This window comes from Flavobacterium sp. LHD-85, from assembly GCF_030929595.1.
In the GTDB taxonomy this organism is placed as follows: domain Bacteria; phylum Bacteroidota; class Bacteroidia; order Flavobacteriales; family Flavobacteriaceae; genus Flavobacterium.
Window position 1 is genome coordinate 102,886 of record NZ_JAVFVR010000009.1, and the last position, 26,057, is coordinate 128,942.

21 protein-coding genes are annotated in these 26,057 nt (G+C 33.2%); 11 read left to right on the forward strand and 10 right to left on the reverse strand.

The genetic code is table 11. The features are described from left to right. Window positions 1-51: 51 nt before the first annotated feature. Entirely contained in the window at window positions 52-1,596 is a 1,545-nt protein-coding gene (locus RB618_RS15680) for a hypothetical protein (protein ID WP_308069603.1), read from the reverse strand. Between the two features lie 155 nt (window positions 1,597-1,751). On the opposite strand from RB618_RS15680, the gene RB618_RS15685 reads away from it, so the two are divergent. From RB618_RS15685 to acs, 7 genes are all read left to right on the forward strand, one after another. After that, window positions 1,752-2,918 carry a 2-isopropylmalate synthase gene (locus tag RB618_RS15685; RefSeq protein ID WP_111378209.1) on the forward strand — a complete coding sequence of 389 codons (1,167 nt, stop codon included), beginning with the start codon at window positions 1,752-1,754 and terminating at the stop codon, window positions 2,916-2,918. A 50-nt stretch (window positions 2,919-2,968) separates the two neighbouring features. Next, a complete protein-coding gene (gene leuB, locus RB618_RS15690) occupies window positions 2,969-4,087 on the forward strand; it encodes a 3-isopropylmalate dehydrogenase (RefSeq protein WP_308069604.1) in 1,119 nt (372 codons plus the stop codon). 266 nt (window positions 4,088-4,353) lie between these two features. Next, window positions 4,354-6,027, forward strand: a complete 1,674-nt coding sequence (gene ilvD, locus RB618_RS15695) for a dihydroxy-acid dehydratase (protein ID WP_111378208.1) — start codon at window positions 4,354-4,356, stop codon at window positions 6,025-6,027. A 128-nt stretch (window positions 6,028-6,155) separates the two neighbouring features. Continuing rightward, a complete protein-coding gene (ilvB, locus tag RB618_RS15700; RefSeq protein WP_111378044.1) occupies window positions 6,156-7,844 on the forward strand; it encodes a biosynthetic-type acetolactate synthase large subunit in 1,689 nt (562 codons plus the stop codon). Window positions 7,845-7,897: 53 nt separating this feature from the next. Continuing rightward, window positions 7,898-8,419 (forward strand): acetolactate synthase small subunit, encoded by a 522-nt coding sequence (gene ilvN / locus RB618_RS15705; RefSeq protein ID WP_095929307.1) that lies wholly within the window; start codon window positions 7,898-7,900, stop codon window positions 8,417-8,419. Between the two features lie 61 nt (window positions 8,420-8,480). Then, on the forward strand, window positions 8,481-9,950 hold the full coding sequence (gene ilvC / locus RB618_RS15710; protein WP_308069605.1) for a ketol-acid reductoisomerase: 1,470 nt from the start codon (window positions 8,481-8,483) through the stop codon (window positions 9,948-9,950). A gap of 490 nt (window positions 9,951-10,440) precedes the next feature. Further along, window positions 10,441-12,351 carry an acetate--CoA ligase gene (acs, locus tag RB618_RS15715; RefSeq protein WP_308069606.1) on the forward strand — a complete coding sequence of 637 codons (1,911 nt, stop codon included), beginning with the start codon at window positions 10,441-10,443 and terminating at the stop codon, window positions 12,349-12,351. A gap of 97 nt (window positions 12,352-12,448) precedes the next feature. Here acs and RB618_RS15720 read toward each other — a convergent pair whose 3' ends face one another. The 5 genes from RB618_RS15720 to RB618_RS15740 all read right to left on the reverse strand — a co-directional run bounded on the left by RB618_RS15720 (window position 12,449) and on the right by RB618_RS15740 (window position 17,230). Then, complete coding sequence (locus RB618_RS15720; RefSeq protein WP_308069607.1) at window positions 12,449-12,841, reverse strand: hypothetical protein; 393 nt, start codon at window positions 12,839-12,841, stop codon at window positions 12,449-12,451. A gap of 169 nt (window positions 12,842-13,010) precedes the next feature. Continuing rightward, window positions 13,011-13,607: a 3'-5' exonuclease gene (locus tag RB618_RS15725; RefSeq protein WP_308069608.1), complete on the reverse strand. Its 597-nt coding sequence runs from the start codon at window positions 13,605-13,607 to the stop codon at window positions 13,011-13,013. Between the two features lie 3 nt (window positions 13,608-13,610). After that, window positions 13,611-15,527 (reverse strand): DUF294 nucleotidyltransferase-like domain-containing protein, encoded by a 1,917-nt coding sequence (locus RB618_RS15730; protein WP_308069609.1) that lies wholly within the window; start codon window positions 15,525-15,527, stop codon window positions 13,611-13,613. An 816-nt stretch (window positions 15,528-16,343) separates the two neighbouring features. Beyond that, window positions 16,344-16,727 carry a hypothetical protein gene (locus RB618_RS15735; RefSeq protein ID WP_308069610.1) on the reverse strand — a complete coding sequence of 128 codons (384 nt, stop codon included), beginning with the start codon at window positions 16,725-16,727 and terminating at the stop codon, window positions 16,344-16,346. An 86-nt stretch (window positions 16,728-16,813) separates the two neighbouring features. Continuing rightward, window positions 16,814-17,230 carry a hypothetical protein gene (locus RB618_RS15740; protein WP_308069611.1) on the reverse strand — a complete coding sequence of 139 codons (417 nt, stop codon included), beginning with the start codon at window positions 17,228-17,230 and terminating at the stop codon, window positions 16,814-16,816. Between the two features lie 145 nt (window positions 17,231-17,375). Here RB618_RS15740 and RB618_RS15745 point away from each other — a divergent pair, with 145 nt between their 5' ends. Both RB618_RS15745 and RB618_RS15750 read left to right on the forward strand, forming a co-directional pair. Then, complete coding sequence (locus RB618_RS15745; protein WP_308069612.1) at window positions 17,376-18,605, forward strand: multidrug effflux MFS transporter; 1,230 nt, start codon at window positions 17,376-17,378, stop codon at window positions 18,603-18,605. A gap of 158 nt (window positions 18,606-18,763) precedes the next feature. Next, on the forward strand, window positions 18,764-19,036 hold the full coding sequence (locus RB618_RS15750; protein WP_129747121.1) for a DUF4242 domain-containing protein: 273 nt from the start codon (window positions 18,764-18,766) through the stop codon (window positions 19,034-19,036). Window positions 19,037-19,169: 133 nt separating this feature from the next. Here the strand turns inward: RB618_RS15750 and RB618_RS15755 are convergent, their stop codons facing one another. The 4 genes from RB618_RS15755 to RB618_RS15770 all read right to left on the reverse strand — a co-directional run bounded on the left by RB618_RS15755 (window position 19,170) and on the right by RB618_RS15770 (window position 24,237). Further along, complete coding sequence (locus tag RB618_RS15755) at window positions 19,170-20,435, reverse strand: NAD(P)/FAD-dependent oxidoreductase (RefSeq protein WP_308069613.1); 1,266 nt, start codon at window positions 20,433-20,435, stop codon at window positions 19,170-19,172. Between the two features lie 81 nt (window positions 20,436-20,516). Further along, window positions 20,517-21,851, reverse strand: coding sequence for a DEAD/DEAH box helicase (locus RB618_RS15760; protein WP_308069614.1), 1,335 nt, complete (start codon window positions 21,849-21,851; stop codon window positions 20,517-20,519). A gap of 207 nt (window positions 21,852-22,058) precedes the next feature. Further along, complete coding sequence (locus tag RB618_RS15765; protein ID WP_111378032.1) at window positions 22,059-23,594, reverse strand: DEAD/DEAH box helicase; 1,536 nt, start codon at window positions 23,592-23,594, stop codon at window positions 22,059-22,061. A gap of 109 nt (window positions 23,595-23,703) precedes the next feature. Further along, the gene (locus RB618_RS15770) at window positions 23,704-24,237 is read right to left on the reverse strand and encodes a DUF6155 family protein (RefSeq protein ID WP_308069615.1); all 534 of its coding nucleotides are present in this window, start codon (window positions 24,235-24,237) and stop codon (window positions 23,704-23,706) included. 141 nt (window positions 24,238-24,378) lie between these two features. Here RB618_RS15770 and RB618_RS15775 point away from each other — a divergent pair, with 141 nt between their 5' ends. Both RB618_RS15775 and RB618_RS15780 read left to right on the forward strand, forming a co-directional pair. Next, entirely contained in the window at window positions 24,379-24,672 is a 294-nt protein-coding gene (locus tag RB618_RS15775; protein WP_308069616.1) for a DUF3817 domain-containing protein, read from the forward strand. Then, on the forward strand, window positions 24,665-25,912 hold the full coding sequence (locus RB618_RS15780; RefSeq protein WP_308069617.1) for a mechanosensitive ion channel domain-containing protein: 1,248 nt from the start codon (window positions 24,665-24,667) through the stop codon (window positions 25,910-25,912). Before RB618_RS15775 ends, RB618_RS15780 begins: the two co-directional genes overlap by 8 nt. Window positions 25,913-26,057: the final 145 nt, after the last annotated feature.

The window sequence follows — 26,057 nt, forward strand, 5'->3', positions numbered from 1 at the left end:
TTCAACCCTTTTGATTGGAATTTGGAATTTCTTTATTGGAATTTAAAACATTTACCTGTTGTTCAATTTCGCTTTCTCCTTTATAATATCAGCAATTTTTCTGTTTTCGATTTTGCTTTCCAACCACGAAATAATATCAAGATATAAGAAAGCTCTTTTTTCGTAAGTGTTCTTTTCGAGCTCTACAAAACGAGTGTGCATTTTCTTGAATTCCTTTTTGATATCAGCAGGATAGAAATTATTTAAGTTTCTTAAAAACTTGATGATTTCTTTTTGGACTTCATGCAAGTCGTTCATTTTCAGTAAGAACTTATAAGTGCTTTTTAAATGATTTTCTAGATAATAATCTTTTCCAAGCTCATAATGTGCAATAAGTGATAATAATCTTGCAAAACACATTAAATCTTCACGCATGGTCAAGTTTTTATTGTTAATGATTTTATCCAGATAATTGATGCACTCATTATACTTTTCATTTCCAAAATAAATAGAAGCAAACTTATAGAAGAATAACATTTCGTGATGTTCATCCAAATGTTCGCTGTGCAGTTTCAGTTTTTCTAGAATCTCAGGAATCAGATATTCACTTTCTGCAAAAGTACCTTCTAAAATATGAAGGTTTAACTTATTGTTATAAACATAAAGAAATGACAAAGATGCAATATTGTCATTGACAGGAAATTTAGGATCTGTAATGGTTTCTTCCAGAAGATTTAGGTATTTCTTGAAATTCGATGTATATTTTAGCATATAAAGCGATTCTAAGAAATAATGATTTCCTTTTAAGAAGAAAACAGGATTCAGATAAATCATATTTGGATTATCATAGAAAAGCTGCACCCATTTATATGCAAATTTATAACTCGCCAAGAAATCTTGAACTAGAAAGCTTCGCCAAAGATTGGCATTGTAAAACCAGTATTTTTCGCGGAAGCCAAATTTGCTTTCGTCAAGCTTAGAAATATGCTTGTTGAAGTAATCATCAATATATCTGTATTCATCATCATTTTTTACGTAACCCGTTTTTAGCATGATCCCGTATAACTGAAGCGATAAATTAGACAATTTGCTTGAAATTGTATTTCTGTAATTCAATTCTTTGGCTTGAACAACCAATTCGTCGGCGCGTCCTTGAATACTTCGGGTAATATATTGCGATTCGATTAGTTTTTCGAATTCTACAATTTCATAGGCCATGTATTTTTCATCATTTTCTAAAGCTTGCTGTTTTGTCTTGTCTAATATTTTTAAACTCTGTTTGTATAAACCTTTATTATAAAGAATAACAGCAAAATCCATTTGCTCGCGAAGCTGATAACGAATATTCTGGCTTGGAATATTTAATCTTATACTAACAAGTATTTGCTTGTATAAGTATGATTTTAAGTTAGATAACTGTACTTTTTGGATAACACCGTTCTTCAGAATGAGTTTTTCATCGTAAACTTCAGATTTGTCTAGAATATTAAATAATTCAATAAATTTTGTATTTGAACTCGTTTCTAATCGGCTTGCAAAAATTTTAAACTGCCTTTTTTCTGATTTCGAAAGTGATTTGATTAGAACAAATAAGAAATCTTTTTGATGGTTAGCCATTGTAAAAAATAATAATATAACTTATTGATTATAAGTTAGTTAGTATAGGATAAAACGTTTTATAAACAGTATAATTTCATTAAAATGAATTTCATACTGTAATAGTACAATATATATTTGTTATCAAGATGTGAAATTACATTAAATAAATGAATATGAATAGAGAGAAAGTTCAAATTTTTGACACCACATTGCGAGATGGTGAACAAGTTCCAGGATGCAAGTTAGATACTAAACAGAAATTAGTTATCGCAGAACGACTAGACAAAATGGGAGTTGACATTATCGAAGCAGGCTTTCCTGTGTCAAGTCCAGGCGATTTTTTATCGGTCTCTGAGATTTGTAAAATTGTAGAAAATGCAACCGTCTGCGGACTAACAAGAGCCGTAAAAAATGACATTGATGTTGCTGCAGCTGCTTTAAAGCATGCTAAGAAACCTAGAATCCATACTGGAATCGGAACTTCGGAATCTCATATACTCCACAAATTACAAACTACGCCTGAAGATATTATTGCAAGAGCAAAATTTGCTGTATCACATGCTAAATCTTATGTAGAAGATGTTGAATTCTACGCTGAAGATGCTGGTAGAACAGACAATGCGTTCTTAGCTAAAGTTTGTGAAGAAGTGATTAAATCTGGAGCTACGGTATTGAATATTCCTGATACTACTGGATACTGTCTTCCAGAAGAATACGGAGCAAAAATTAAATACTTAAAAGAAAACGTAAAAGGAATCGAAAACGTGATCCTTTCATGCCACTGTCATAATGATTTAGGAATGGCAACTGCAAACTCAATCGCAGGAGCTATAAATGGAGCAAGACAAATAGAGTGTACTATTAATGGTATTGGTGAAAGAGCTGGAAACACTGCACTTGAAGAAGTGGTAATGATTTTCAAACAACATCCTTACTTAAATTTAGACACAAACATCAATACAAGAGAATTAAACGAAATGAGCCGTTTAGTTTCTGAAAGTATGGGGATGATTGTACAGCCAAACAAAGCAATTGTTGGAGCAAATGCTTTTGCACACAGTTCTGGAATTCACCAAGATGGTGTAATCAAAAATAGAGCTACTTACGAGATTATGGATCCGTTAGATGTTGGAGTAAATGAATCTTCAATCATTTTAACAGCAAGAAGCGGAAGAGCAGCTTTAGCTTACCGTGCTAAAAAAGTGGGTTACGAATTGACAAAAGTACAGTTGGATATCGTTTACATCGAATTCTTGAAATTTGCTGACATTAAAAAAGAAGTTGTAGACGCAGATATTCACCAAATTATAGAAGCTTCTAAAATAGAGGTTAATATTTAAAAAATAAACAAGGAACAATAAGGATTTAAAGACATAAAGAGCGAGAGATTATGAATTTAAAAATTGCAGTTTTACCAGGAGACGGAATTGGGCCAGAAGTAATTTTACAAGCTAAGAAAGCTTTGTACGCTATTGGCGAAGTGTATAATCATGAATTTGTTTTTGAAGAAGCACTCATGGGAGCGGTTGCTATCGATAAGACGGGAAGTCCTTTGCCGGAGCAGACTCTGAATCTGTGTTTAAATACAGATGCAGTTTTGCTTGGTGCTATTGGTGATCCGAAATACGATAACAATCCAAATGCAAAGGTTCGTCCGGAACAAGGATTATTAAAACTGCGAAAAGAATTAGGATTGTTTGCTAATATTCGTCCTATAAAACCTTATAAAGCCTTAATTGAATCTTCTCCTTTAAAAAGAGAAATTATTGAAGGAGCAGATTTTACCATTTTTAGAGAATTAACAGGTGGAGCTTATTTTGGAACAAAAACACTTAATGAAGAAGGAACACATGCTTCGGATTTATGTGAATATTCAGAAGAAGAAATTACCAGAATTGCACATTTAGCTTTTAAATCGGCACAAAAAAGACGCAAAAAGCTAACGATGGTCGATAAAGCCAATGTTTTGGAAACTTCAAGATTGTGGAGAAAAGTAGTTCAGAAAGTGAGCGAGGATTATCCAGATGTTAAGCTTGATTTCTTATTTGTTGATAATGCAGCAATGCAGTTAATCTTAAATCCGAAACAGTTTGATGTGATTTTAACTGAAAACTTGTTCGGAGATATTTTATCTGATGAAGCTAGTGTAATTACGGGATCTATTGGTTTATTGCCATCAGTATCTTTAGGAGAGAAAAATGCTTTGTTTGAGCCAATTCATGGGTCATATCCGCAGGCAAAAGGAAAGAACATTGCTAATCCGATTGCTTCGATTTTAGCGGCGGCACTTTTGTTAGAGCATTTTGGATTAACGAAAGAAGCTCATGTAATCTATAAAGCGGTAGAAAAAGCAATTGAATACAAAGTAGTTACAGTTGATTTGAAACCAGATTCAAAATTCGGAACTAACGAAGTAGGAGAGTTTGTTTCTAATTTTATTTTCAGCAAAGATGATTTGCTGTATTTCAATAATGACAATGTAAGTATTGGGCAATCTACAATTGTTTAATATTTTTTGTTAAAATGTGAAGATAATCACAAGAAGTATTGTAAATGTTGAGATTTTATTTTTTTACTTCCAGAAGTTTATTTACTTTTGTAACACTAAAAAATAAATGATGCAAATCTCAATTATTATTACTTCTGTCGTTGTTGTCAATGTGATTCACACATCTGCATCGGGAATGTTATAAATATAATTGAAAGACTATATTACAAACCTTCCAAATACTGGAAGGTTTTTTTTTGAGTAAAAAATTAAAAAATAAAACTATAATGGAATTAAATAAGTACAGCAAGACCATCACACAAGATCAAACACAGCCAGCGGCGCAAGCGATGTTGTACGGAATCGGTTTAACTGAGGAAGATTTAAAAAAAGCACAAGTTGGTATTGTGAGCATGGGTTACGATGGTAACACTTGTAACATGCACTTGAACGATTTAGCAAAAGATGTTAAAAAAGGTGTTTGGGATGCAGATCTTGTCGGACTTATTTTTAATACCATTGGTGTCAGTGACGGTATTTCTAACGGAACTGAAGGTATGCGTTACTCACTAGTTTCTCGTGATGTAATTGCAGATTCTATCGAAACTGTTGCGGGTGCGCAATGGTATGATAGTATTATTGCAATTCCTGGATGCGATAAAAATATGCCTGGAGCATTAATTGCAATGGGAAGATTGAACCGTCCGTCTATGATGATTTACGGTGGTTCTATTCATTCTGGGAAATGGAAAGGAGAATCTTTAAACATTGTTTCTGCTTTTGAAGCTTTAGGTAAAAAGGTAAAAGGCGAAATTACTCCAGAAGATTTTAAAGGTGTTATTCAAAATGCTTGTCCTGGAGCTGGTGCTTGCGGTGGTATGTATACTGCAAATACAATGTCTTCTGCAATTGAAGCATTGGGAATGAGTTTGCCTTATAGTTCTTCAAATCCTGCTTTAAGCCAAGAAAAAAGAGATGAATGTCTGGAAGCTGGAAAAGCAATCAAAATATTATTAGAAAAAGATATTAAGCCAAGAGACATTATGACTCGTAAGGCTTTCGAAAACGCTATTACAATTGTAGCTGTTTTAGGAGGTTCTACAAATGCGGTTATGCACTTAATCGCAATGGCTCACTCAGTTGGAATCACAATTACTTTAGATGATTTCCAAGCTATTAACGATAGAACACCGGTATTGGCAGACATGAAGCCAAGCGGTAAATATATGATGGAAGACATTCACGAAGTGGGAGGTATTCCAGCAGTTATGAAATACTTATTGAAAGTTGGACTTATTCACGGAGACTGTTTAACTGTAACAGGAAAAACAGTTGCTGAAAACTTAGCTTCAACTCCAGATTTGCAAGACGGACAAGAAGTAATTCATGAAATTCAAAAAGCATTAAAACCAACAGGAAATATTCAGGTATTATACGGAAATCTTGCTTCTGAAGGTGCTGTAGCAAAAATCAGCGGAAAAGAAGGAGAGTATTTCGAAGGGCCAGCTGTTGTATTTGAAGGTGAATTTGAAGTAATTCCAGGTCTTCAAGCCGGAAAAATTAAACCAGGTAATGTAGTCGTCATTAGAGGTTGTGGGCCAAAAGGTGGTCCGGGAATGCCTGAAATGCTGAAGCCTACATCTGCGATTATTGGAGCTGGATTAGGAAGCAGTTGTGCACTAATCACAGACGGTAGATTCTCGGGCGGTTCGCACGGTTTCGTGGTAGGACACGTTACACCAGAAGCATATGATGGTGGTGGTATTGCACTAGTAAAAGATGGTGATTTAATTGCTATTGATGCGGTGAAAAATACGATTGACCTGAAGATATCTGACGAAGAATTTGCCGCAAGAAAAGCAGCTTGGGTTAAGCCAGCTTTAAAAGTTGACAGAGGGGTTTTACTTAAATACGCTAAGTCGGTTTCTAGTGCATCAACAGGATGTGTTACCGATAATTAATTATAAAAATAAAAATATCAATTACAATAGCAATGACAATGGCAAACTCAAGTGGAAATATTTATAAAAGATTTCCATTGAATTTTGAAATTGAACTTTGATATTGATTTTTGAAAAAAAGATATACTATGAAAATATCAGGGGCAGAAGCCGTTATAAGATGTTTATTAGCAGAAGGAGTAGATTTAATTTATGGTTACCCAGGTGGAGCTATAATGCCAGTTTACGACGAATTATATAAATTTCAAGATCAGTTACACCATGTTTTAGTACGTCACGAACAAGGTGCAACACATGCAGCTCAAGGTTATGCAAGAGCTACAGGAAAAGTAGGGGTAGCAATTGCTACTTCTGGACCAGGAGCTACAAATTTAGTAACTGGTATCGCAGATGCTCAAATCGATTCAACTCCTTTGGTTTGTATTACAGGTCAAGTTGGAAGACACTTATTAGGATCTGATGCATTTCAGGAAACAGATATTATCGGAATTTCTACTCCGGTTACAAAATGGAATTTTCAGGTAACTGAAGCTTCTCAAATTCCTGAAATTATTGCAAAAGCATTTTATATTGCTCGTTCTGGACGTCCAGGGCCTGTATTGGTTGATATTACTAAAAATGCTCAGTTTGATGAGTTAGATTTTAGTTATGAAAAATGCACAGGAATCAGAAGTTATGTTCCAGTTCCAAAATTAAACTTAGACAAAGTTGCCGAAGCTGCGGCTTTAATTAATAGTGCAAAAAAACCTTTTATTGTTTTTGGACAAGGAGTTATTTTGGGTCAGGCAGAAGCAGAATTTAAAGCGGTGGTTGAAAAATCTGGAATTCCAGCAGCTTGGACAATTTTAGGTTTATCAGCATTACCGACAGATCATCCTCTAAACGTTGGTATGCTTGGGATGCATGGAAATTATGCGCCAAATTTACTAACTAACGAATGTGATGTTTTAATTGCTTTCGGAATGCGTTTTGACGATCGTGTTACAGGTAAATTAAGCACTTACGCAAAACAGGCAAAAGTAGTTCACTTTGAAATTGATCCTGCAGAGGTTGATAAAAACGTGAAAACAGAAATTGCTGTTTTAGGAGATGTAAAAGAATCTTTAGCTGCTTTACTACCATTATTAGATGCAAAATCTCATGATGCTTGGCATAATGAATTCAAAGAATTAAGCAAAGTTGAATTTGATTCAGTAATAAAAGAAGAATTAAATCCAACAAACGGTAAAGGAATTTCGATGGGAGAAACTATCGAAATGATCAACAAACATTCAAAAGGAGACGCAATTATCGTTTCAGATGTTGGTCAGCACCAAATGTTTGCTTGCCGTTATGCTAAATTCAATTCGACTAAAAGTAATATTACTTCAGGTGGATTAGGAACAATGGGGTTTGCATTGCCTGCTGCAATTGGAGCAAAAATGGGAAAACCAGAACGTGAAGTAGTAGCGATTATTGGTGATGGAGGCTTCCAGATGACAATTCAGGAACTTGGAACAATTTTCCAGACAGAGGTTCCGGTAAAGATTGTGGTTTTAAACAACGAATTCTTAGGAATGGTTCGCCAATGGCAAGAATTATTCTTTGATAACAGATATGCTTCAACAAAAATGATTAATCCAAATTTCATTGCCATTGCTGAAGGATACCATATCAAATCTAAAAAAGTTACACAACGCGAAGATTTAGATGCCGCGGTCGCTGAGATGCTGGCTTCAAAAGATTCATATTTCTTAGAAGTTGTAGTCGAAAAAGAAAACAACGTTTTCCCAATGATTCCAACAGGAGCTTGTGTATCAGAAATTAGATTAAGTTAAGGAAAAAGTTTCAATCCCGATAGCTATCGGGAAAATAAAACTAAAAAAACAACATGGAAGATAAAACATTTACCATATCGGTATATTCAGAAAATAATGTGGGTTTATTAAATAGAATATCTGGAATATTCTTAAAGCGTCACATTAATATATTAAGTCTAAATGTTTCAGAATCAGAAATAGAGAATGTTTCAAGATTTATCATAGTAGTTAATACGACAGAAAAATGGGTTCAGAATATTGTAGGCCAAATTGAAAAACAAATTGAAGTTATAAAAGCATTTTATCATACAGACGAAGAAACGATTTTCTTAGAAAATGCTTTGTTCAAAATCGCTTCAAGTTTGTTGTTTGACGAGAAACAGATTCAGAATATTATCAAAGAAAGCCAGTCTACAATTGTGACAGTTTCTCGTGATTTCTTTGTGATTTCAAAATCAGGAAGACGTTCTGAAATTGAAGAATTATACCAAAAGTTCAAACCATACGGAATTATGCAGTTTGTACGTTCGGGAAGAATATCAGTTTCTAAACAAAAAATGGAGATTTCTACATTATTGGAGAGCTTTAAATAATAAAAATCTTAGTTATATATAATCAATATTAAATTTCATTTCATTAAATATTAAAACAAAAATGGCAAATTATTTCAATACATTACCACTTAGATTACAATTAGAACAATTAGGAGTTTGCGAATTTATGGAGCAATCAGAATTTGCAGACGGAATTGCAGCATTAGCTGGAAAAAAAGTTGTAATTGTGGGTTGTGGAGCGCAAGGTTTGAATCAAGGTTTAAACATGAGAGATTCTGGTTTAGACATTTCTTATGCATTGCGTGCTGATGCAATTGCAGAAAAAAGAGCTTCTTATAAAAATGCAACTGAAAATGGTTTCAAAGTAGGAACGTACGAAGAATTGATTCCAACTGCAGATTTAGTTTGTAACCTTACACCTGACAAACAGCACACAGCTGTGGTAACTGCTATTATGCCATTAATGAAACAGGGATCTACTTTGTCTTATTCTCACGGATTCAACATTGTAGAAGAAGGAATGCAGATTCGTAAAGATATCACTGTTGTGATGTGTGCTCCTAAATGTCCAGGTTCTGAGGTGCGTGAAGAGTACAAAAGAGGATTTGGAGTTCCAACTCTTATTGCAGTTCACCCAGAAAACGATCCAAACGGATTTGGTTTAGATCAAGCTAAAGCTTACGCGGTAGCAACTGGAGGACACAGAGCTGGAGTTTTAAGATCATCTTTCGTAGCTGAAGTAAAATCAGATTTAATGGGTGAGCAGACAATTCTTTGCGGATTATTGCAAACAGGATCTATTTTATGTTTCGATAAAATGGTTGAAAAAGGAATCGATGCTGCTTACGCTTCTAAATTAATCCAATACGGATGGGAAACTATCACTGAGGCTTTAAAACACGGTGGTATTACAAATATGATGGATCGTTTGAATAATCCTTCAAAAATTGAAGCTTACGAATTGGCTGAAGAATTGAAAGATATTATGCGTCCGTTATTCCAAAAACATCAAGACGATATCATTTCTGGAGAATTCTCTAGAACTATGATGATCGACTGGGCTAATGATGATGTTAACTTATTGAAATGGAGAGCTGCAACAGGAGAAACTAACTTCGAAAAAACAGCTCCACAAGAAGCTCCAATCTCTGAGCAAGAATATTTTGATAATGGAGTATTAATGATTGCAATGGTAAAAGCTGGTGTTGAATTAGCTTTCGAAACAATGACTGAAGCGGGAATCATTGAAGAATCTGCTTACTACGAGTCATTACACGAGTTGCCATTAATTGCAAACACAATTGCAAGAAAGAAATTGTTCGAAATGAACCGTGTAATTTCTGATACTGCTGAGTACGGATGTTACTTATTTGATCATGCTTGTAAGCCATTATTGACTGAATTCATGAAAAAAGTAGATACTAATATTATCGGAAAACCGTTTTCAACTTCAAACGGAGTAGATAATGCAGTATTGATTGCTGTTAACAGAGAAATCCGTCAGCATCCTATCGAAGAAGTAGGAGCTTGGTTAAGAGAGTCTATGACAGCAATGAAAAAAATTGGATAATAAAAAAAGGGGAATTCCCGCAGAATTCGATTTTGCGGGATTTGCACTGTATCAATGATTTGTAATATTTTGAATTAGTAAGCACTTATTAAGATAAAAGATATAGATGCATATTGCATTCACTTAACTTCTGTGAGAGAGTTAAGTGAAGCGGATCCCTAAAAATGGGGTATATTTTGTTAAAAATATACTTGTTGAAATTTCTGTTTTAATTAATAAAGTTGCTGCTATTTTCAAAATATAGAAAAGTCTCGCAGTGCGGTTCGCAAAAATTAATTGTTATTGAAATTTGTTAAATTAAAAAAGGCATAATATCTATTTATTATGCCTTTTTTGCCCTTAAGCAGTAATAAAAAATAAAGTTTTAGAATAATTTCAGATAATTATCATATTTTATTAAATAAATGTTTCTATTTAATAAAATTTATGAATTAAATTATTTCACGGATACGTTCAGATTTAATACATTTATAAAAAAATTCAACAAACGATGAGCTATTACAAAATTGAAAATTTAGAACAATACTTTAAACATTACAATAAGTCAATAAGAGAGCCAAGAAAATTTTGGGGAAAAATAGCAGAGGAGAATTTCACATGGTACCAGCAATGGGAAAAAGTTGTTGATTTTAATATGGCTGAGGCTGAAGTAAAATGGTTTACAGATGCTAAAGTTAACATTACCAAAAACTGTATTGATAGACATTTAAGCAAAAGAGGAGAGAAGACGGCTATTATTTTTGAGCCAAACGATCCTTCTGAAGAAGCTTTACATATAACGTATAATGAATTATACGAAAGGGTTTCAAAAATGGCAAACGTTCTTCGCGAACAAGGTGTTCGTAAAGGAGATAGAGTTTGCATTTATTTGCCAATGATTCCAGAATTGGCTGTTTCTGTTTTGGCTTGTGCTAGAATTGGAGCAATTCACTCTGTTGTTTTTGCTGGATTTTCTGCTTCTGCAGTTTCGGCAAGAATCAACGATTGCGAGTGTAAAATGGTAATCACATCAGACGGTGGATATAGAGGAAATAAAACAATTGATTTAAAAGGAATTGTTGACGAAGCTCTAGAAACTTGCGCTTCTGTTACAAAAGTTTTAGTGGCAAAAAGAACTAATACTGATGTTAAAATGAAAGAAGGCCGTGATATTTGGTTACAGCCATTATTAGATGCCGCTCTAGACAATAGCGTCGCTGAAATTATGGATGCTGAAGATCCGTTGTTTATTTTATATACTTCAGGTTCAACAGGTAAGCCAAAAGGAATGGTTCATACGACTGCTGGTTATATGGTTTACACGGCATACACTTTCAAAAACGTTTTCAATTACGAAGACAATGATATTTTCTGGTGTACAGCAGACATCGGTTGGATTACAGGTCACTCTTATATTTTATACGGACCATTATTGAATGGTGCTACAACTGTAATTTTTGAAGGAGTTCCTTCTTATCCAGATTTTAGCCGTTTTTGGGATATTATCGAAAAACATAAAATTACACAATTCTATACCGCACCAACGGCAATCCGTTCGTTAGCAAAAGAAAGTTTAGATTATATTCAAAAATATCCTCTTAAATCTCTTAAAGTTATTGGATCTGTTGGAGAACCAATCAACGAAGAAGCTTGGCACTGGTTTAATGATCACGTAGGAGATAAGAGATGTCCAGTTGTGGATACTTGGTGGCAGACTGAAACTGGAGGAATAATGATTTCGCCAATTGCATTTGTAACACCAACAAAACCAACGTATGCAACCTTACCATTACCAGGAATCCAGCCAGTTTTGATGGATGAAAAACGTAATGAAATTGAAGGAAATCAAGTGGTTGGAAGTTTATGCATTAAATTCCCATGGCCAGGAATCGCCAGAACAATTTGGGGAGACCACCAACGTTATAAAGACACTTATTTCTCTGCTTTCCCTGGAAAATACTTTACAGGAGACGGAGCGTTAAGAGACGAAGTAGGTTACTACAGAATTACGGGTAGAGTAGATGATGTGGTAATTGTTTCTGGTCATAATTTAGGAACAGCTCCTATTGAAGATGCGATCAATGAACACCCAGCGGTTGCAGAATCTGCAATTGTTGGATTCCCTCATGACATTAAAGGAAATGCCTTATATGGTTACGTTATTCTAAAAGAAACTGGAGAGGTTAGAGATAGAAATAACTTAACGAAAGAGATTAACCAGTATATTTCTGATCATATCGGACCAATCGCAAAATTGGATAAAATTCAATTCGTTTCTGGTTTGCCAAAAACTCGTTCTGGAAAAATCATGCGTAGAATTTTGCGTAAAATAGCAGAAGGTGATCATTCTAATTTTGGAGATACTTCAACATTATTAAACCCAGAAATTGTAGATGAAATTATCAAAGGAAAAATTTCTTAATTAAAAATATAAAAGCCTCTTAGTTTTAAGAGGCTTTACTTTTTGTAATACGATTAGAGTTGGTTTTGAAGATTTAAAAAAAATTAATGCTTTTTTGCTATTGTGCAACTTTTGAATTTACATCGTTTACAAAAATAAGCGGTTGCATATTGCTTAAGTTAGTGAGTGATAGAATTCCATTTTTATTTTCATTAATTCCATTTATTCTAAAACAAAACTCATTTCCGTCTTTATCTCTTAAGGTTACAAATTCAGCAGTATCATCTGAAAAGTTTTGACAGCTGTGTGAGATCGAATATTTATACATCACTTTCATTCGATTATTGTTGTAATTGTAAACTTTTCCATCTTGAGTAAAACTCCATTTTGTATTTCGATTTGTGTTCGAATACCAGTTTCCTAAAATTCGCTTAGATGAAGGATCTTGATTTTGTGCAAAAATTGCTGTTGTTGAAATCAGAATTAGCAATAGAAATAGTAAGTTTTTCATGGCTTGCATTTTGTAAATATTTGACCTTAAAATTACAATTTTACTTAATTTGAAAAATAGGCGAGTTTGTAAATTTCTGTTAATAAATAAAGCCCCTTAAAATTTAAGAGGCTTTTGTATTTCTTCAATTGGAACTTGGAATTTCCAATATTTTAAAACTTTAAAACTTTTATTTGATTCCCAATCTAGATTTTAATTTCAAGAAAAGAAGTCCAATTTTGTATGCATCTTCTGAAGAAGAATTTCTATCGCTTTTTGGAATTTTATAAATTTCGCATAAATCGTCTAGTGAAAATTGTTTGTCGTTTATATCAGTCAATTTTCTGTACATGACATCAACATCCAAAGCTTCATTTTTTAGTCGGCCACAATCTAGACGCTCTAGAGAAGCGTTTAGCATTTCAATATCAAAATTGATGTGATGTCCAACCAAAATAGAATTCCCAATAAACTTCACAAAAGCTTCAAGTGCATCTGGTTCAGGCATTTTCATCATTTTGCTTTCAATGATAAATTCATTTGAAAGCCCATTGTCTTGAAGATATTTGTATTGCAATAAAACTGTTTCAAAATTTTCCTTAATAACTATGCTGTCATCAATAATAGAAAAGGCTCCAAGAGATAAAATAACATCTTTATCCGGATTTAAGCCAGAAGTCTCTGTTGATAAAACAACAAACTTATTAGGTTTGGTTTCGAATTTAGTTAAATAATCTTTCCAGAAATCTGGATAGTCTTTATTGATATTTTTTAGCCAGTCTAGCATGTTTTATGAGAATTGTGTCAATTGAAATTTACTCTTAATCAGTTCCTCCAGGTCTTTCATTGGGGACAATGCATTTTTTAATTTCTCTTTGTCAGTTTTTGACATTTCTCTTAAATTAATATATTGGCCAGAGTCGTCATTTTTTAATCCTTCAACAGTTCTAAATTTTGAAAGCGTTAAAAAAGCTTCTGCACAGCTTAGATAAATTTCTGCATTTTTAGAATCTGTAATAGCTAATTGTTTGAATCTTAAATAGGTGTTTTGAATTCCTTTAATATTGGCATTTAATATTAATAATCGTGCACCGTCAATTAATGGCATTAAAGCTCTTGTTTTAATATCAAATTTATCTTTGTTTGGACCATCTTCTTCAACAATAAATTTCTTGAAGAAGCTCAAAGGAGAATTTCTCTTTAAAGCATCATTTCCTAAAAAGTCAAAGAATAAAGTGTTGTTAACGGCATTCTTAAAAATCACGTTTTCAATTGCTTCTTCAATTTTAGGTTCTCCAAAAACAATTTCATAATCAAAGAAAATACTGCTCAAATCATTACTGTTTTCACCTGGAGTATTCATCCAGCTATTGTATTGTTTTGTCCAGTCACTCAATGATTTGCACCAAAGCATATTGCTGCCCATATGCCCGTTTGGACAATAATCGTAGCCTACTTTTTCTAAGATAGAAGTAGTGCGTTTTGCTAATCTTAAAAAATAATCTTTTACTTCTCTGTATTTCTCAGGTGTAACATCTTCAAAAATTAAAATGCTATCTTGATCTGTAAGTAATAATTGCTCCTTACGTCCTTGACTACCAATGCTTAACCACGCAAAACGTGCAGGAGGGGAGCCTAAGTCTAAAATTGATAATTCGACTGCTCTCTTGATAATGGCTAGGTTAATCTCGCTTGCAATATTGCTAACGTGTGAGATTGGAATATTTTTCTGAATCGAATTCTGAATCAAATCAGATAGACGGTCACGTATTTGTTTTAAGTCTTTTGGAAGCTGAGAACGCTTAATTTCTTTAATTAATACACCAGGGTTACTAGCTTGAGCTACAATAAGATCGTGCTCAGAAATAATTCCTTTTACGACAGATTTACTTGTGCCATCTTTAGTAACGCATAAGTGTGTTACATTATGTTTTAGCATTAGCAATTGCGCTTCTGCCAAAGACACATTTTCTAAAACTGTAACAACTGGAGACGACATGATTTTGTCAATAGTTTCAGTAATAGGAAAGCGTCCAGTTGCAATCTTAGATGATAAATCGGCGTTGGTAACAATACCAATCGGATGATTTTTCTCGCCACAGATTATGATATTATCTAACATTGAATCTGTCATTAAATTTGCGACATTTTTAATTATAGAATCTGCTTTCGTTGTTAATGGCGAATTATTATAGTTAAGTGACTGAATGTATTGCATTTCTGTCTGCTGATCTAAATAATCAGAGTCTGAGACTAACTTGCCATTAGAACTCATACTATCTTTGGTATGACGTGAATTTACAGCAAAACTCTCTAACAAGAAGTTAAGTACATCCGAATTATTGGCTACAAATGGTCTGAAAACAGCAATCGGAATAGCATAAATAATGCTTTCTTCACGCGCTTTAGCCGTCATCATATAATTGTTTTTTGCAAAAAACGGGCGTAAACCAAAAATATCGCCTTCATGACATTTGTTTATAATGGTTTCTTCAGCGTCTGCAATAGTCGTAAGATTAATGACACCAGAAGCTACAACATAAAAACTTTCATGAAGCGGATCGTTATTTTGAAATAATACCGCATGCTTTTCTAAATTAATGACACGGATATTCGTGGCAATATCTGATAATTCCTTGAAGGTTAAATTATCAAACGGTTTGTATTCTTTTAAAAAATCTGCAATATGCTCAGCAACTGTATTCATATATGTGATAATTTATTTTTAAAGTATCGAATGTAAAAATAGTAAAATAAAGTCTTACAATGAAAGGTTAATTAATAGAAACTAATTATTTTAAAGAAATGTTAAAAGATAATGACAATAAGACTTGAAAAAGTTTTAATGTTTTAAAATTTTAAAAATTTCTAATTCAAAAAAGACATTTCAATTAAAAGAAAAAGAAACAGCTCAAAAACAAGGTTTATGATTTTGCGATATTTGAAAATATTTTCTTTTAAAAATTATATAGCGTAATTATAATTGATTTCAATTTAATAAAAAATATTTGAAGTTGATGAATAAGTGTTCGTAAATAAGCAAATCTCATTTTTCAATATTTGAGAAATTTTTGATTTCAAAATCATACAGCGTATTTATGGTCGATTATCTATAGATTGAAATATTCGGATTGATTGTTGTCAAAAATCAAATGGCTCAAATTTTCAATATTTGAGTTTTTTTTTATTTTGAAATCATACAGCGTATTTATGGTCGATTACTTTTTAGCTAAAATATTCTACTTGATATGAGTCCATAAATCAAACGAATCAATTTTTCGATATTTGAGAATTTTTGAAAATTAAAACCGTACAGCGAATTTATACGAGTTTGAAATTATCACTTAGTAAAAGAGCAAAACTATTTATGAATAACTCGACAGAAGTAAAGAAGCCAAATTATTGATATTTAAATAGATTTTTAAATTAAAAGCATACAGCACAACTATAGGGTGGTTTTTAAAATATTCTATTTTACATAATATAAATTATAGGTCAAATTGAAATAACTCCGAGAAGGAGCTTATTCGTATAATTTACTCAAAATCATCTCCTTTGGCACAATATCGCTTCCTCCATTTTTATTAAATTGTATCACTGCATCGTTTACAAATAAAACTGCGCTAGATGTAACTCCATTTTTATCTTTCAGTTTTATTTGTGCTTTATCGCCATGCGGATAAACATGTCCGGAAACTTCTAAAATTCCAGAGTTTAAATCTTTATGGTCGCTTGTAACTTCAGCTGTTCCAAAAATCTTATAATTTGACTGAGCAATTGTAATTCTAAAAATATATTCTTTCTTGCAGTCTTTGCATTTTTGGTTTCCCCAAGTTCCTGAGAATTTGTTTTGCTGTGAGAACGCTTGCATTGAAATTAAAAATGCCAGGAAAAGAAATTTTTTCATTTTAGTTTGTTTTATTAAAATCTGAACCAAATATAAATCAAAAAAGCATCACAAATTTGCGATGCTTTTTCTAAATTTTTCAAAATCTATAATTTTTTCAAATACACCGATTTTCCATTTAATGATACATCAATCTGATTTGTTTTTTCGTTAAATGTTGTTCGTAAAGCATTTCCGTTAAAAATGGTAACGTCTCCATACACATGGCCAGCTTCACTAGATGTGTAATCAAATTTTACCTTTTTGTTTCCTGGCTCGATGCCTAATTTATAACTTGAAAATTTTGTGCCTCTTAAATCAAAATCTTGCTGCGAATCGATAATTTTTCCGTCAGCGTAAAAATTTGTAACCGATTTGCTTAATGAAATGTCTGGATAATATTGATTCACTTTTTTAAGAAGCTCATACTGCTCAACGCTGGCTTCTTCCTGTTTTGACGTAATGGTCTGAGCAAATGAAATTGATGTAAATAAGACTGCTAATAACAAAAGGTACTTCTTCATACTTTCTTAATTTAAAGATTAATAGATAGTTGCGCTAAATAATTTTTGCGATTACTTTAATTTATTGTTATAAACTTCTTCAAGTTCTATAACAAGGTATGAAATCTTTACCTTTGCAAAAAATTATAAGCCCTTTTTTAAGATAATGACAACAAAAAAATATATTCAGCTTATCCTGATATTAGGTTCCCTGACTGCTCTTGGTCCTTTTTCAATTGATATGTATCTGCCTGGTTTCTCGGGAATTGCAAAGGATTTAAATACCACTGTTGCTAAAGTTTCGATGAGTTTATCCAGTTATTTCATCGGAATTTCGGCTGGACAATTGCTTTACGGTCCATTATTAGACCGTTTTGGACGTAAAAAACCTCTGTTTGTTGGACTTCTAGTCTATATTCTTGCTTCTTTAGGCTGTATTTATGTCGCTGATATTGATTCTTTTATAATGCTTCGTTTTGTTCAAGCTATTGGAAGTTGTGCCGCAACTGTAGCTTCTGTAGCAATGGTTCGTGATTTGTTTCCTGTAAAAGATATTCCAAAAGTATTTTCGCTTTTAATGCTCGTTGTTGGACTTTCTCCAATGCTCGCGCCAACTATTGGTGGTTATGTTACCGAAGATTTAGGCTGGCATGCTGTCTTTTTTATCCTTATGTGTATGGGAATCGTGGTTTTGACAGCTTCACAATTTGGACTTCCAAATACATATAAACCAGATACTTCAATATCGTTAAAGCCAAAACCGATTTTATCTAATTTTCTTTTAGTTTTAAAAGAGCCTCAGTTTTATACGTATGCGTTTACAGGTGCTGTAGCTTTTTCAGGATTGTTTTCATACGTAGCGGCTTCTCCACTAGTTTTTATGGATATTTATAAAGTTGATGCTAAAACTTATGGATGGATTTTTGCGCTAATGTCGGTTAGTTTTATTGGATCTAGCCAATTGAATTCTATGCTGTTGAAGCGTTTTTCGAGCGAACAGATGATTTTTGGCGCTTTGATTTCTCAATCTGTTATAAGCATTATATTCTTGATTTTGGCTTTAAATGACCTTCTAGGCTTGTATCAAACTATCGGAATGTTATTCTTATTTTTGGCTTGCTTAGGAATTTCAAATCCAAATACTGCTGGATTAACACTAGCTCCTTTTGCTAAAAATACTGGAAGCGCTTCGGCATTAATGGGTGCAATTCAGCTTGGAATCGGAGCTTTGGCTTCGTTTGCGGTTGGTGTTTTTGTGAAAAATTCTGTAACGCCAATGGTAGCGATCATGACAACTACAACTATAACAGCATTCATAATTTTAAATATAGGAAAGCGTTTTATCAAACAAAAAGTAGAATTATCTGGTGATGATAACGCCGCTTCTATTCATTGATTTTTATTGTAAGTATTTAAAAATCAATTGGTAATAATTGATTTTGCAGTTTTATTTCAGTAATTTTATAAGGCATAAAATGGAATGGAATCCAGAAACCATTTTAAAAACGGGGCGAAACCGAAAAGCCACATGAGTAGGAATAAATTTCTAAAGTTATGCCTAAATATGTTATCGAAAGAGAAATCCCAAATGCTGGTAAACTTACATCTGATCAATTAAAAAGTATTTCGCAGGCTTCCTGTGGTGTACTTAGTCAACTCGGAACTCAAATTCAATGGGTAAACAGCTATATTACAAATGATAAATTGTATTGCATTTATATAGCGCCAAATGAAGAAATGGTTTATGAACACGCTAAATTAGGAGGTTTTCCGGCCAATTCTGTAAATCAGGTCACAGGAATAATTGACCCGACTACAGCGGAATAAATAATTAAATTTCCAATTTTTGAAATTCCAAATTCCAATAAAAAAAGCCTAAATCTATTGATTTAGGCTTTTTGGTATTTTGAGCTTTCCAATTTTGGAATTTGGAATTTAAAAAAAATGGAATTTCTATAATTTAGTTCTGTGTCTTTTTATCTGGTCTAATAATCATTCTAAGCGATTGGTCTTTTGCGAAATACGCTACCATCCAGTTCCAGAATGTGTTTAATCTGTTTCTATAAGTAATCAAAGAAATTAAATGAATAAACAGCCAAATGATCCAAGCAAAGAAACCTTTAAAATGCCATTTTGGACTTGGCAAATCTACAACAGCTTTTGCTTTTCCGATAATCGCCATAGATCCTTTGTCTTTGTAGGCAAAGGGTTTAAGAGGTTTATTGACAACCATGGCTTTAAAGTTTTTAGCCAGATTTAAACCTTGCTGAATAGCTACCTGCGCAACCTGTGGATGCCCGTCAGGGAAATTTTTATCTCCTGCCGCAATTGCTGTATCTCCAATTGCATAAATATTGTCTACACCGTTAACTTTATTAAACGCATCAGTTGCCATACGTCGGCCGCGTCCGTAACTTTCTTTTGGAATTCCATCAAAAATTTTGGCAGAAACACCAGCTGCCCAGATTAAGTTTTTGGTTTTGATGGTTTCACCATTTTCAAAAACTACCGTGTCATCAACGTAATCAACAACTTTAGTATTTAGTTTAACCACAACTCCGAGTTTTGTCAAAGCTTCCAAAGTATCTTTTTGAGAATCTTTGCTCATTGGTGACAGAAGTGCATCGCCGCCATCGACCAAATAGACGTTGCTGGCAGAGGTATCTAATTCTGGATATTCTTTAAGGAGAATATTTTTTCTCATTTCGGCAAACATTCCAGAAACCTCCACTCCTGTTGGCCCCCCTCCTGCTACAACGATTGTAAGTAATTTACGTCTTTTTCGCATATCCTTGCAAATAGCAGCTTTTTCAAGGTTTTTAAGCAATGTGTTTCGCATTACGATGGCATCATTTAAGGTTTTCATCGGAATAGCATTTTTCATTACGTTTTCCATGCCAAAATAACTTGTTTCTGCACCAGTGGCAAAAACAAGGTAATCGTATTCAAGTTCTCCGTTGCTCAAAGTAATTTTCTTTTCTGCTGGAGAAACAGATAATAATTCGCCTAAACGGAAACTAAGATTCTTTTTGCCGGCAAAAAATTTTCTAAAGGGATAACTAATGCTCGAAGGCTCTAAAAATGCTGTTGCAACCTGATATATAAGTGGTGGAAAAAAGTTATAATTATTCTTGTCGACAAGTGTTACTTGTATTTGAGGCTGATTTACAAGTTCTTTTGCAAGATTAATTCCTGCAAACCCACCTCCAATAATGACTATTTTCATATATGTTGTAATTAAGTAGGATTATAAAATAATTCCTTATAAATATACAACTTTAATACACAATGACAATTGTCATATTTATTACTTTTTGAATTTTTTAACGGTTTTTTCAACTACATCGATTTTGTTCTGTAAGACATAACTTGCCATTAATTTCTCGATTAGTTCATCTTTCGTTAAATGATGAAAAACAGTTTTTACTTTTGTTTTTAAATCAGCAGAAAGTTCGTGATTTGGTTTTGTTTTGAAGATCTGTCTTGCCCACAAAAGCATATTATTTTCTTCTACACTTGCCGCAGAAGGCTTTTTAAATTCAGAGAACTTAATTCCTAATTCTCTTTCAAAATCAGCAATTTCAAAAACTTCTTCCTGCTGTAAAACAGTTAATGAAAGCCCTTTTGCTCCTGCCCTTGCCGTTCTTCCGCTGCGGTGCACATAATTTTCGTAAGTGTCAGGCAAGTGGTAATTAATCACATAGGAGATTTCTTTTACATCAATTCCTCTCGCGGCCAAATCGGTTGCAACCAAAATATTGATATGACCTTCACGAAATTGTTCCATAATTCGGTCACGAATACCTTGTGTCAAACTTCCATGAAGCGCTCCCGAAGAAAATTTATTGATAGCCAGATTTTTGGCTAATTTATTTACAGCAGCTTTGGTTTTACAGAAAATAATTCCTCTTTCGCCGTCTCTAGAATTCAAGAAATGCATTAAAACTTCCAGTTTTTCAATCGGATCAACTACGATGTATTCGTGATCAATTCCTTCATTACCAACAGTTTCCATGCTAGCGCTTATCTGAACTACATTTTTGTTCAAATAATTCTGAATCAGCTGTTTTATGGTTCCCGGAAGTGTTGCTGAGAATAATAAAGTGCGATGTTTTTTAGGCAGTTCTGCAACAATTTCGTCTAAGCTTTCTTTAAGGATAGCTACCATTTCGTCGGCTTCATCCAAAACTAAATATTCAGTTTGTTTTAAATCAATCGCTTTTCTCTGAATTAAATCGATTAAACGTCCTGGAGTTGCCACAACAATTTGAGCGCCTTCCTTTAGTCTTTCAATTTGTGGTTTTATTGGAGTTCCTCCACAAATGGAAGCAATAGATATATTAGGAATGTATTTTGAAAAACTTTCTAGGTTTCTAAAAATCTGCTGTCCCAATTCTCTAGTTGGAACCAAAATAACAGCTTGAACTGTTGTCGATTCTGCATTTACCAATTGCAATAATGGCAATCCAAAAGCGGCCGTTTTTCCTGTTCCTGTTTTGGCTAAACCAACAATATCGTGAGTTTCGCTCAAAAATAACGGAATTGTTTTTTGCTGAATTTCTGTTGGTTCAACAATGTTTAACTCGCTTAAAGCTTTTAAAATTGGAGCCGAAATTCCTAATGTTGAGAATGGTTTAGACATGATTATTTTAGATTTTAGTCCCGATAGCTATCGAGAGATTTTAGATTTTAGTTTTCCCAAAATCTTTTAAAGATTTTATTTCTCCTTAAAATTAGTGAACCATTAATATATTTAGAAACAACTCTAAATATATTAATGGTTTATTTATTTAAAGTTCTGCAAAGGAACTTTATGACTTTTAAACTTTAGACTTTCCGACTAAATTTATCAATCTGGTTCGTTCATGATTTTCTCACGATACTTTTTACCAATTAATAAAGTTAATCTTTGCTTGTAATCGTCAACCAGCCATTCGCGGTAGTTTTTACTGCATTGGCTCAAACATTTAGAATAACGTTTAATACGATCTTCGATATCATCTTCTAATTCTTTAGCTAACATTTTTGCTTCCTGAAGCGTTTCAGTATTGTCTACGCACATTCCAGCATGCTGATCTAGAGATTTATCTAAAACGACTTTAGAACGAAGATTTTGTTTGATGATTAATTTATGTTCTTCATCAACATCAAAACTAACGTCCGCCGTTTTACTGAATTTTGCACGCAATTCTGGTGGCATGCTGTATTTAAAGAACATCTCGATTTCGTGATCATCACGAAGGTTTTCCAAGTAAAATTCTGGCGATTTAAAAATATGCTGCCAGTTTACAGGATCACTCCATAAACCAAAACGTGCGGCATTGTTTCCTAAATCAATAACCGTAAATTCATCTTTTCCTGGCAATTTACGAGAACCACGACCAATCATTTGGAAATACAAAGTCAACGATTTTGTTGCTCTGTTCAAAATAATCGTTTCTACAGTTGGCTCGTCAAAACCAGTTGTCAAAATTCCCACAGAAGTCAAAATCGCATCTGGAGTTTTCTTAAACCATTGCAAAATGTCTTTACGTTCTTCAGAACTGCTTGTGTTGTCTAAGTGTCTGATATCGTAACCTGCTTCTCTAAACGTTTCATATACATATAATGAAGTATGAATACCGTTATTGAAAATCAAAGTTTTCTTTCCTAAAGAACGTTCTGTATACGCGTGAAGCAGTTTTTCTTGCATCAAAGTATTGGTATATAGATCGTCTGAAGATTTTACAGTATAATCTCCATTGATACCCACTTTTAACGAAGTCAAACCAACATCGTAGCTATAAGTTGTTGCTTTTGCCAAGAAGCCTTTTTCAATCAATGAACCAATTGTATCTCCCACAATAAGTTCGTGATAGCTTTGGTGCATTGGCAATTTTATATTTGAACTCAAAGGCGTTGCTGTTACTCCAAGGATAAAAGCATTTTTGAATGAGTTTAATAATTTTCTAAATGAGTTGTAGTGTGCCTCATCAATAATAACTAAACCAATATTGTCCAGATGAAGTTTTTCATCGTTAATACGGTTTTTTAAAGTTTCAACCATCGCCACGAAACATGAAAAATCATTCTGATCTGGCAATTCTTTTACTTTACTATTTATTATTTTGTTTGTAACGCCAAAACCTGTTAACATTTTTGAAGTTTGTTTACAAAGTTCAATACGGTGCGTTAAAACAACCACTTTTTTATCGTTATGAGATAAATAGCGGCGTACGATTTCAGAAAATATTACTGTTTTTCCTCCTCCAGTTGGAAGCTGATACAGTAAGTGGTGTTTCGGAGGAGCATTATCTAAACGGTCAAAAATGGCGTCAATATCGCCTTTTTGGTAAGCATACAGTTCTTTTTTATCTTCTCTTTGTATTTCTAAAGTTTGAGACATTGTTTATTTTTGGATTTTTGCAAAAATACATCGAAAAAACAGTTATTCATCTTCTTTTAACTTAAAATAAATGTTTTTTTTGAATAAAGATTTTTTATGAGAAAGGGTTTTAGTAGTCGATTTTCTCCAAAATTGCCTCAAAATCGTACTTATTTCTCCATTTTTGCTCCGATGTTTCGTTCTGAATCGCGTTAATTCGCAATTTAAAATCATTAAAAATTCCGTTTGAAACAATATAATTTACCGCTTGCTCAAAAGAATTCAAGAAGCTTTTATAAAACAATTCCTGCTTGATTAAATTTTGCGAAGAAAACGTTTGCGCAATTTCGATATTGTAAAGCATAATATCGGCTACAATATAGGAATCTACACCCAACATCATAAAATGTTTAATCAATTTTTGAGCGACCGATCTTCGCATTTTGGCTTTCGGACGCCATTTTGCTCCCGGTTTTTTGATTGGGAAATATTCGTGAGAGATTTTGACCTTGGCCTCCTGAAGCAATTTATCTTCTTTTGGGTTAAAAACAAAGTCATAATATACTTTTACAGGAGCAAATTTCTCGTACAATTCTATCAATTGTTCCTCCAATTGCTCTTTTGTTAATTCGCCTAAATATTTTTTTAAATCTCTTTTACTCATACAGTAAAGATAATTTTCAAAATTATAAATTCCAAATTCCAATTTTCAGCCTATTTGAGCCCTGTTAATTTTGAATTTTTAAATCCTAAAATCAATCCAGAATCCTTAATTTTGCTGGCATAAAACTTAAAATATATATACATGCTCAAGATTTTCAAAATTACTGCCATTTTAGAGGGAATCTCTTATTTAGTGTTATTTGCTAATATGCTGATTATTAAAACTAACAATCCTGAACTTTACCATACATTATTACGTCCGTTAGGAATGACACACGGTATTTTATTTATCGGATACATTCTTTTAGCTTTTTTATTGAAAAAATCAATGAATTGGGATTTAAAAACTTTTGCAATCATTCTAGTTGCTTCTCTTATTCCGTTTGGAACTTTTTACATCGAGAAAAAATATTTAGAAACTAAAGCAAATGCATAAGTTTTTGGAGAAAATATTTAACTTTTTATATCCTGTTTTTAGAGAATGGGGAATGAGTCGCAATGTAGCGTCTTATACTAGCCTGATCTTTAATATCGCTATTTTAATAGCACTGGCTTACGTGATTTATTACGCAGCCAAATTTCTTTTGGTCACTTTAACTGCTGTTTTTGCACAGCGCACCAAAACAAAGTTTGACGATTATTTAATTCAAAACAAAACTACTCGATATACAGCTTATTTAATTCCGTTTTTCTTTATTTATAAAGCTGTTCCTGTTATTTTAGATAAATACGAATATTGGGAATCGATTTTCGGAAAAATTGTCGGTATCTATATTGTTTTACTTGGATTATGGATCGTTCGAACTGTTTTTAATTCGTTACGCGATTATTTAAAACAAAAACCAGAATATAGCGACAAGCCAATTGACAGTTTTGTTCAGGTTATCATGATTGTGCTCTGGATTTTTGGAGTTGCCATGATTATTTCGACTTTATTCGGAATTAAAAAAGGTGAACTATTAACCATTCTTGGAACACTTTCGGCAATTATCATCTTAATTTTCAGAGATACGATTCTTGGATTTGTTTCGAGTGTTCAGGTAGCGATAAACGATATGGTTCGTATTGGCGACTGGATTACAATGGATAAGTTCGGTGCCGATGGAGATGTTATCGAAATCAATTTGACAACGGTAAAAGTTCGAAATTTTGATAACACCATTACCACGATTCCGACTTATGCATTAAGTTCAGATTCGTTTCAGAACTGGCGCGGAATGCAGAAATCTGATGGAAGACGTATCAAAAGACATGTTTTAATAAAAAGTAGCACCATTCGTTTTTTAAACGACGAAGACTTGCATCAATTGCGAAAAGTACAGCTTATATCTTCTTATATAGACAGCCGTCAAGCGGAAATTGACAGATACAACGACCTTAGAGGAATTGATAAAACGCTGTCGCTAAATGGCCGAAACATGACCAATTTAGGATTGTTTAGAAAATACATTATGCAATATTTAAATGACCATCCGGGATTGAACAAAAATATGCATATTATGTGTCGACAGCTGCAATCGACAGCGCACGGAGTTCCGTTGGAGATTTATGTGTTTTCTAGCGATAAACGTTGGGCCAATTACGAATACATCATGGCCGATATTTTTGACCACGTAATGGCATCAGTAAGATATTTTGATCTTGAAATTTTTGAGCTTCCTTCGAGTATTGGTTAGATTTTTAACCGCAAAGTTCGCAAAGGTTTACGCAAGGTTCGCAAAGTTTTTACATAAAGCTTTGCGAACTTTGCGTTTTTAGTAAATCTAACTTATAAAAAAAACTTTGCGTGCTTTGCGGTAAAACACACAAGCCATTCAACTT

Bases quoted from the DNA above. Each gene is read 5' to 3' on its own strand.
- RB618_RS15680 (WP_308069603.1), bottom strand. From the start codon at position 1,596: ATGGCTAACCATCAAAAAGATTTCTTATTTGTTCTAATCAAATCACTT.
- RB618_RS15685 (WP_111378209.1), top strand. From the start codon at position 1,752: ATGAATAGAGAGAAAGTTCAAATTTTTGACACCACATTGCGAGATGGT.
- leuB (WP_308069604.1), top strand. From the start codon at position 2,969: ATGAATTTAAAAATTGCAGTTTTACCAGGAGACGGAATTGGGCCAGAA.
- ilvD (WP_111378208.1), top strand. From the start codon at position 4,354: ATGGAATTAAATAAGTACAGCAAGACCATCACACAAGATCAAACACAG.
- ilvB (WP_111378044.1), top strand. From the start codon at position 6,156: ATGAAAATATCAGGGGCAGAAGCCGTTATAAGATGTTTATTAGCAGAA.
- ilvN (WP_095929307.1), top strand. From the start codon at position 7,898: ATGGAAGATAAAACATTTACCATATCGGTATATTCAGAAAATAATGTG.
- ilvC (WP_308069605.1), top strand. From the start codon at position 8,481: ATGGCAAATTATTTCAATACATTACCACTTAGATTACAATTAGAACAA.
- acs (WP_308069606.1), top strand. From the start codon at position 10,441: ATGAGCTATTACAAAATTGAAAATTTAGAACAATACTTTAAACATTAC.
- RB618_RS15720 (WP_308069607.1), bottom strand. From the start codon at position 12,841: ATGAAAAACTTACTATTTCTATTGCTAATTCTGATTTCAACAACAGCA.
- RB618_RS15725 (WP_308069608.1), bottom strand. From the start codon at position 13,607: ATGCTAGACTGGCTAAAAAATATCAATAAAGACTATCCAGATTTCTGG.
- RB618_RS15730 (WP_308069609.1), bottom strand. From the start codon at position 15,527: ATGAATACAGTTGCTGAGCATATTGCAGATTTTTTAAAAGAATACAAA.
- RB618_RS15735 (WP_308069610.1), bottom strand. From the start codon at position 16,727: ATGAAAAAATTTCTTTTCCTGGCATTTTTAATTTCAATGCAAGCGTTC.
- RB618_RS15740 (WP_308069611.1), bottom strand. From the start codon at position 17,230: ATGAAGAAGTACCTTTTGTTATTAGCAGTCTTATTTACATCAATTTCA.
- RB618_RS15745 (WP_308069612.1), top strand. From the start codon at position 17,376: ATGACAACAAAAAAATATATTCAGCTTATCCTGATATTAGGTTCCCTG.
- RB618_RS15750 (WP_129747121.1), top strand. From the start codon at position 18,764: ATGCCTAAATATGTTATCGAAAGAGAAATCCCAAATGCTGGTAAACTT.
- RB618_RS15755 (WP_308069613.1), bottom strand. From the start codon at position 20,435: ATGAAAATAGTCATTATTGGAGGTGGGTTTGCAGGAATTAATCTTGCA.
- RB618_RS15760 (WP_308069614.1), bottom strand. From the start codon at position 21,851: ATGTCTAAACCATTCTCAACATTAGGAATTTCGGCTCCAATTTTAAAA.
- RB618_RS15765 (WP_111378032.1), bottom strand. From the start codon at position 23,594: ATGTCTCAAACTTTAGAAATACAAAGAGAAGATAAAAAAGAACTGTAT.
- RB618_RS15770 (WP_308069615.1), bottom strand. From the start codon at position 24,237: ATGAGTAAAAGAGATTTAAAAAAATATTTAGGCGAATTAACAAAAGAG.
- RB618_RS15775 (WP_308069616.1), top strand. From the start codon at position 24,379: ATGCTCAAGATTTTCAAAATTACTGCCATTTTAGAGGGAATCTCTTAT.
- RB618_RS15780 (WP_308069617.1), top strand. From the start codon at position 24,665: ATGCATAAGTTTTTGGAGAAAATATTTAACTTTTTATATCCTGTTTTT.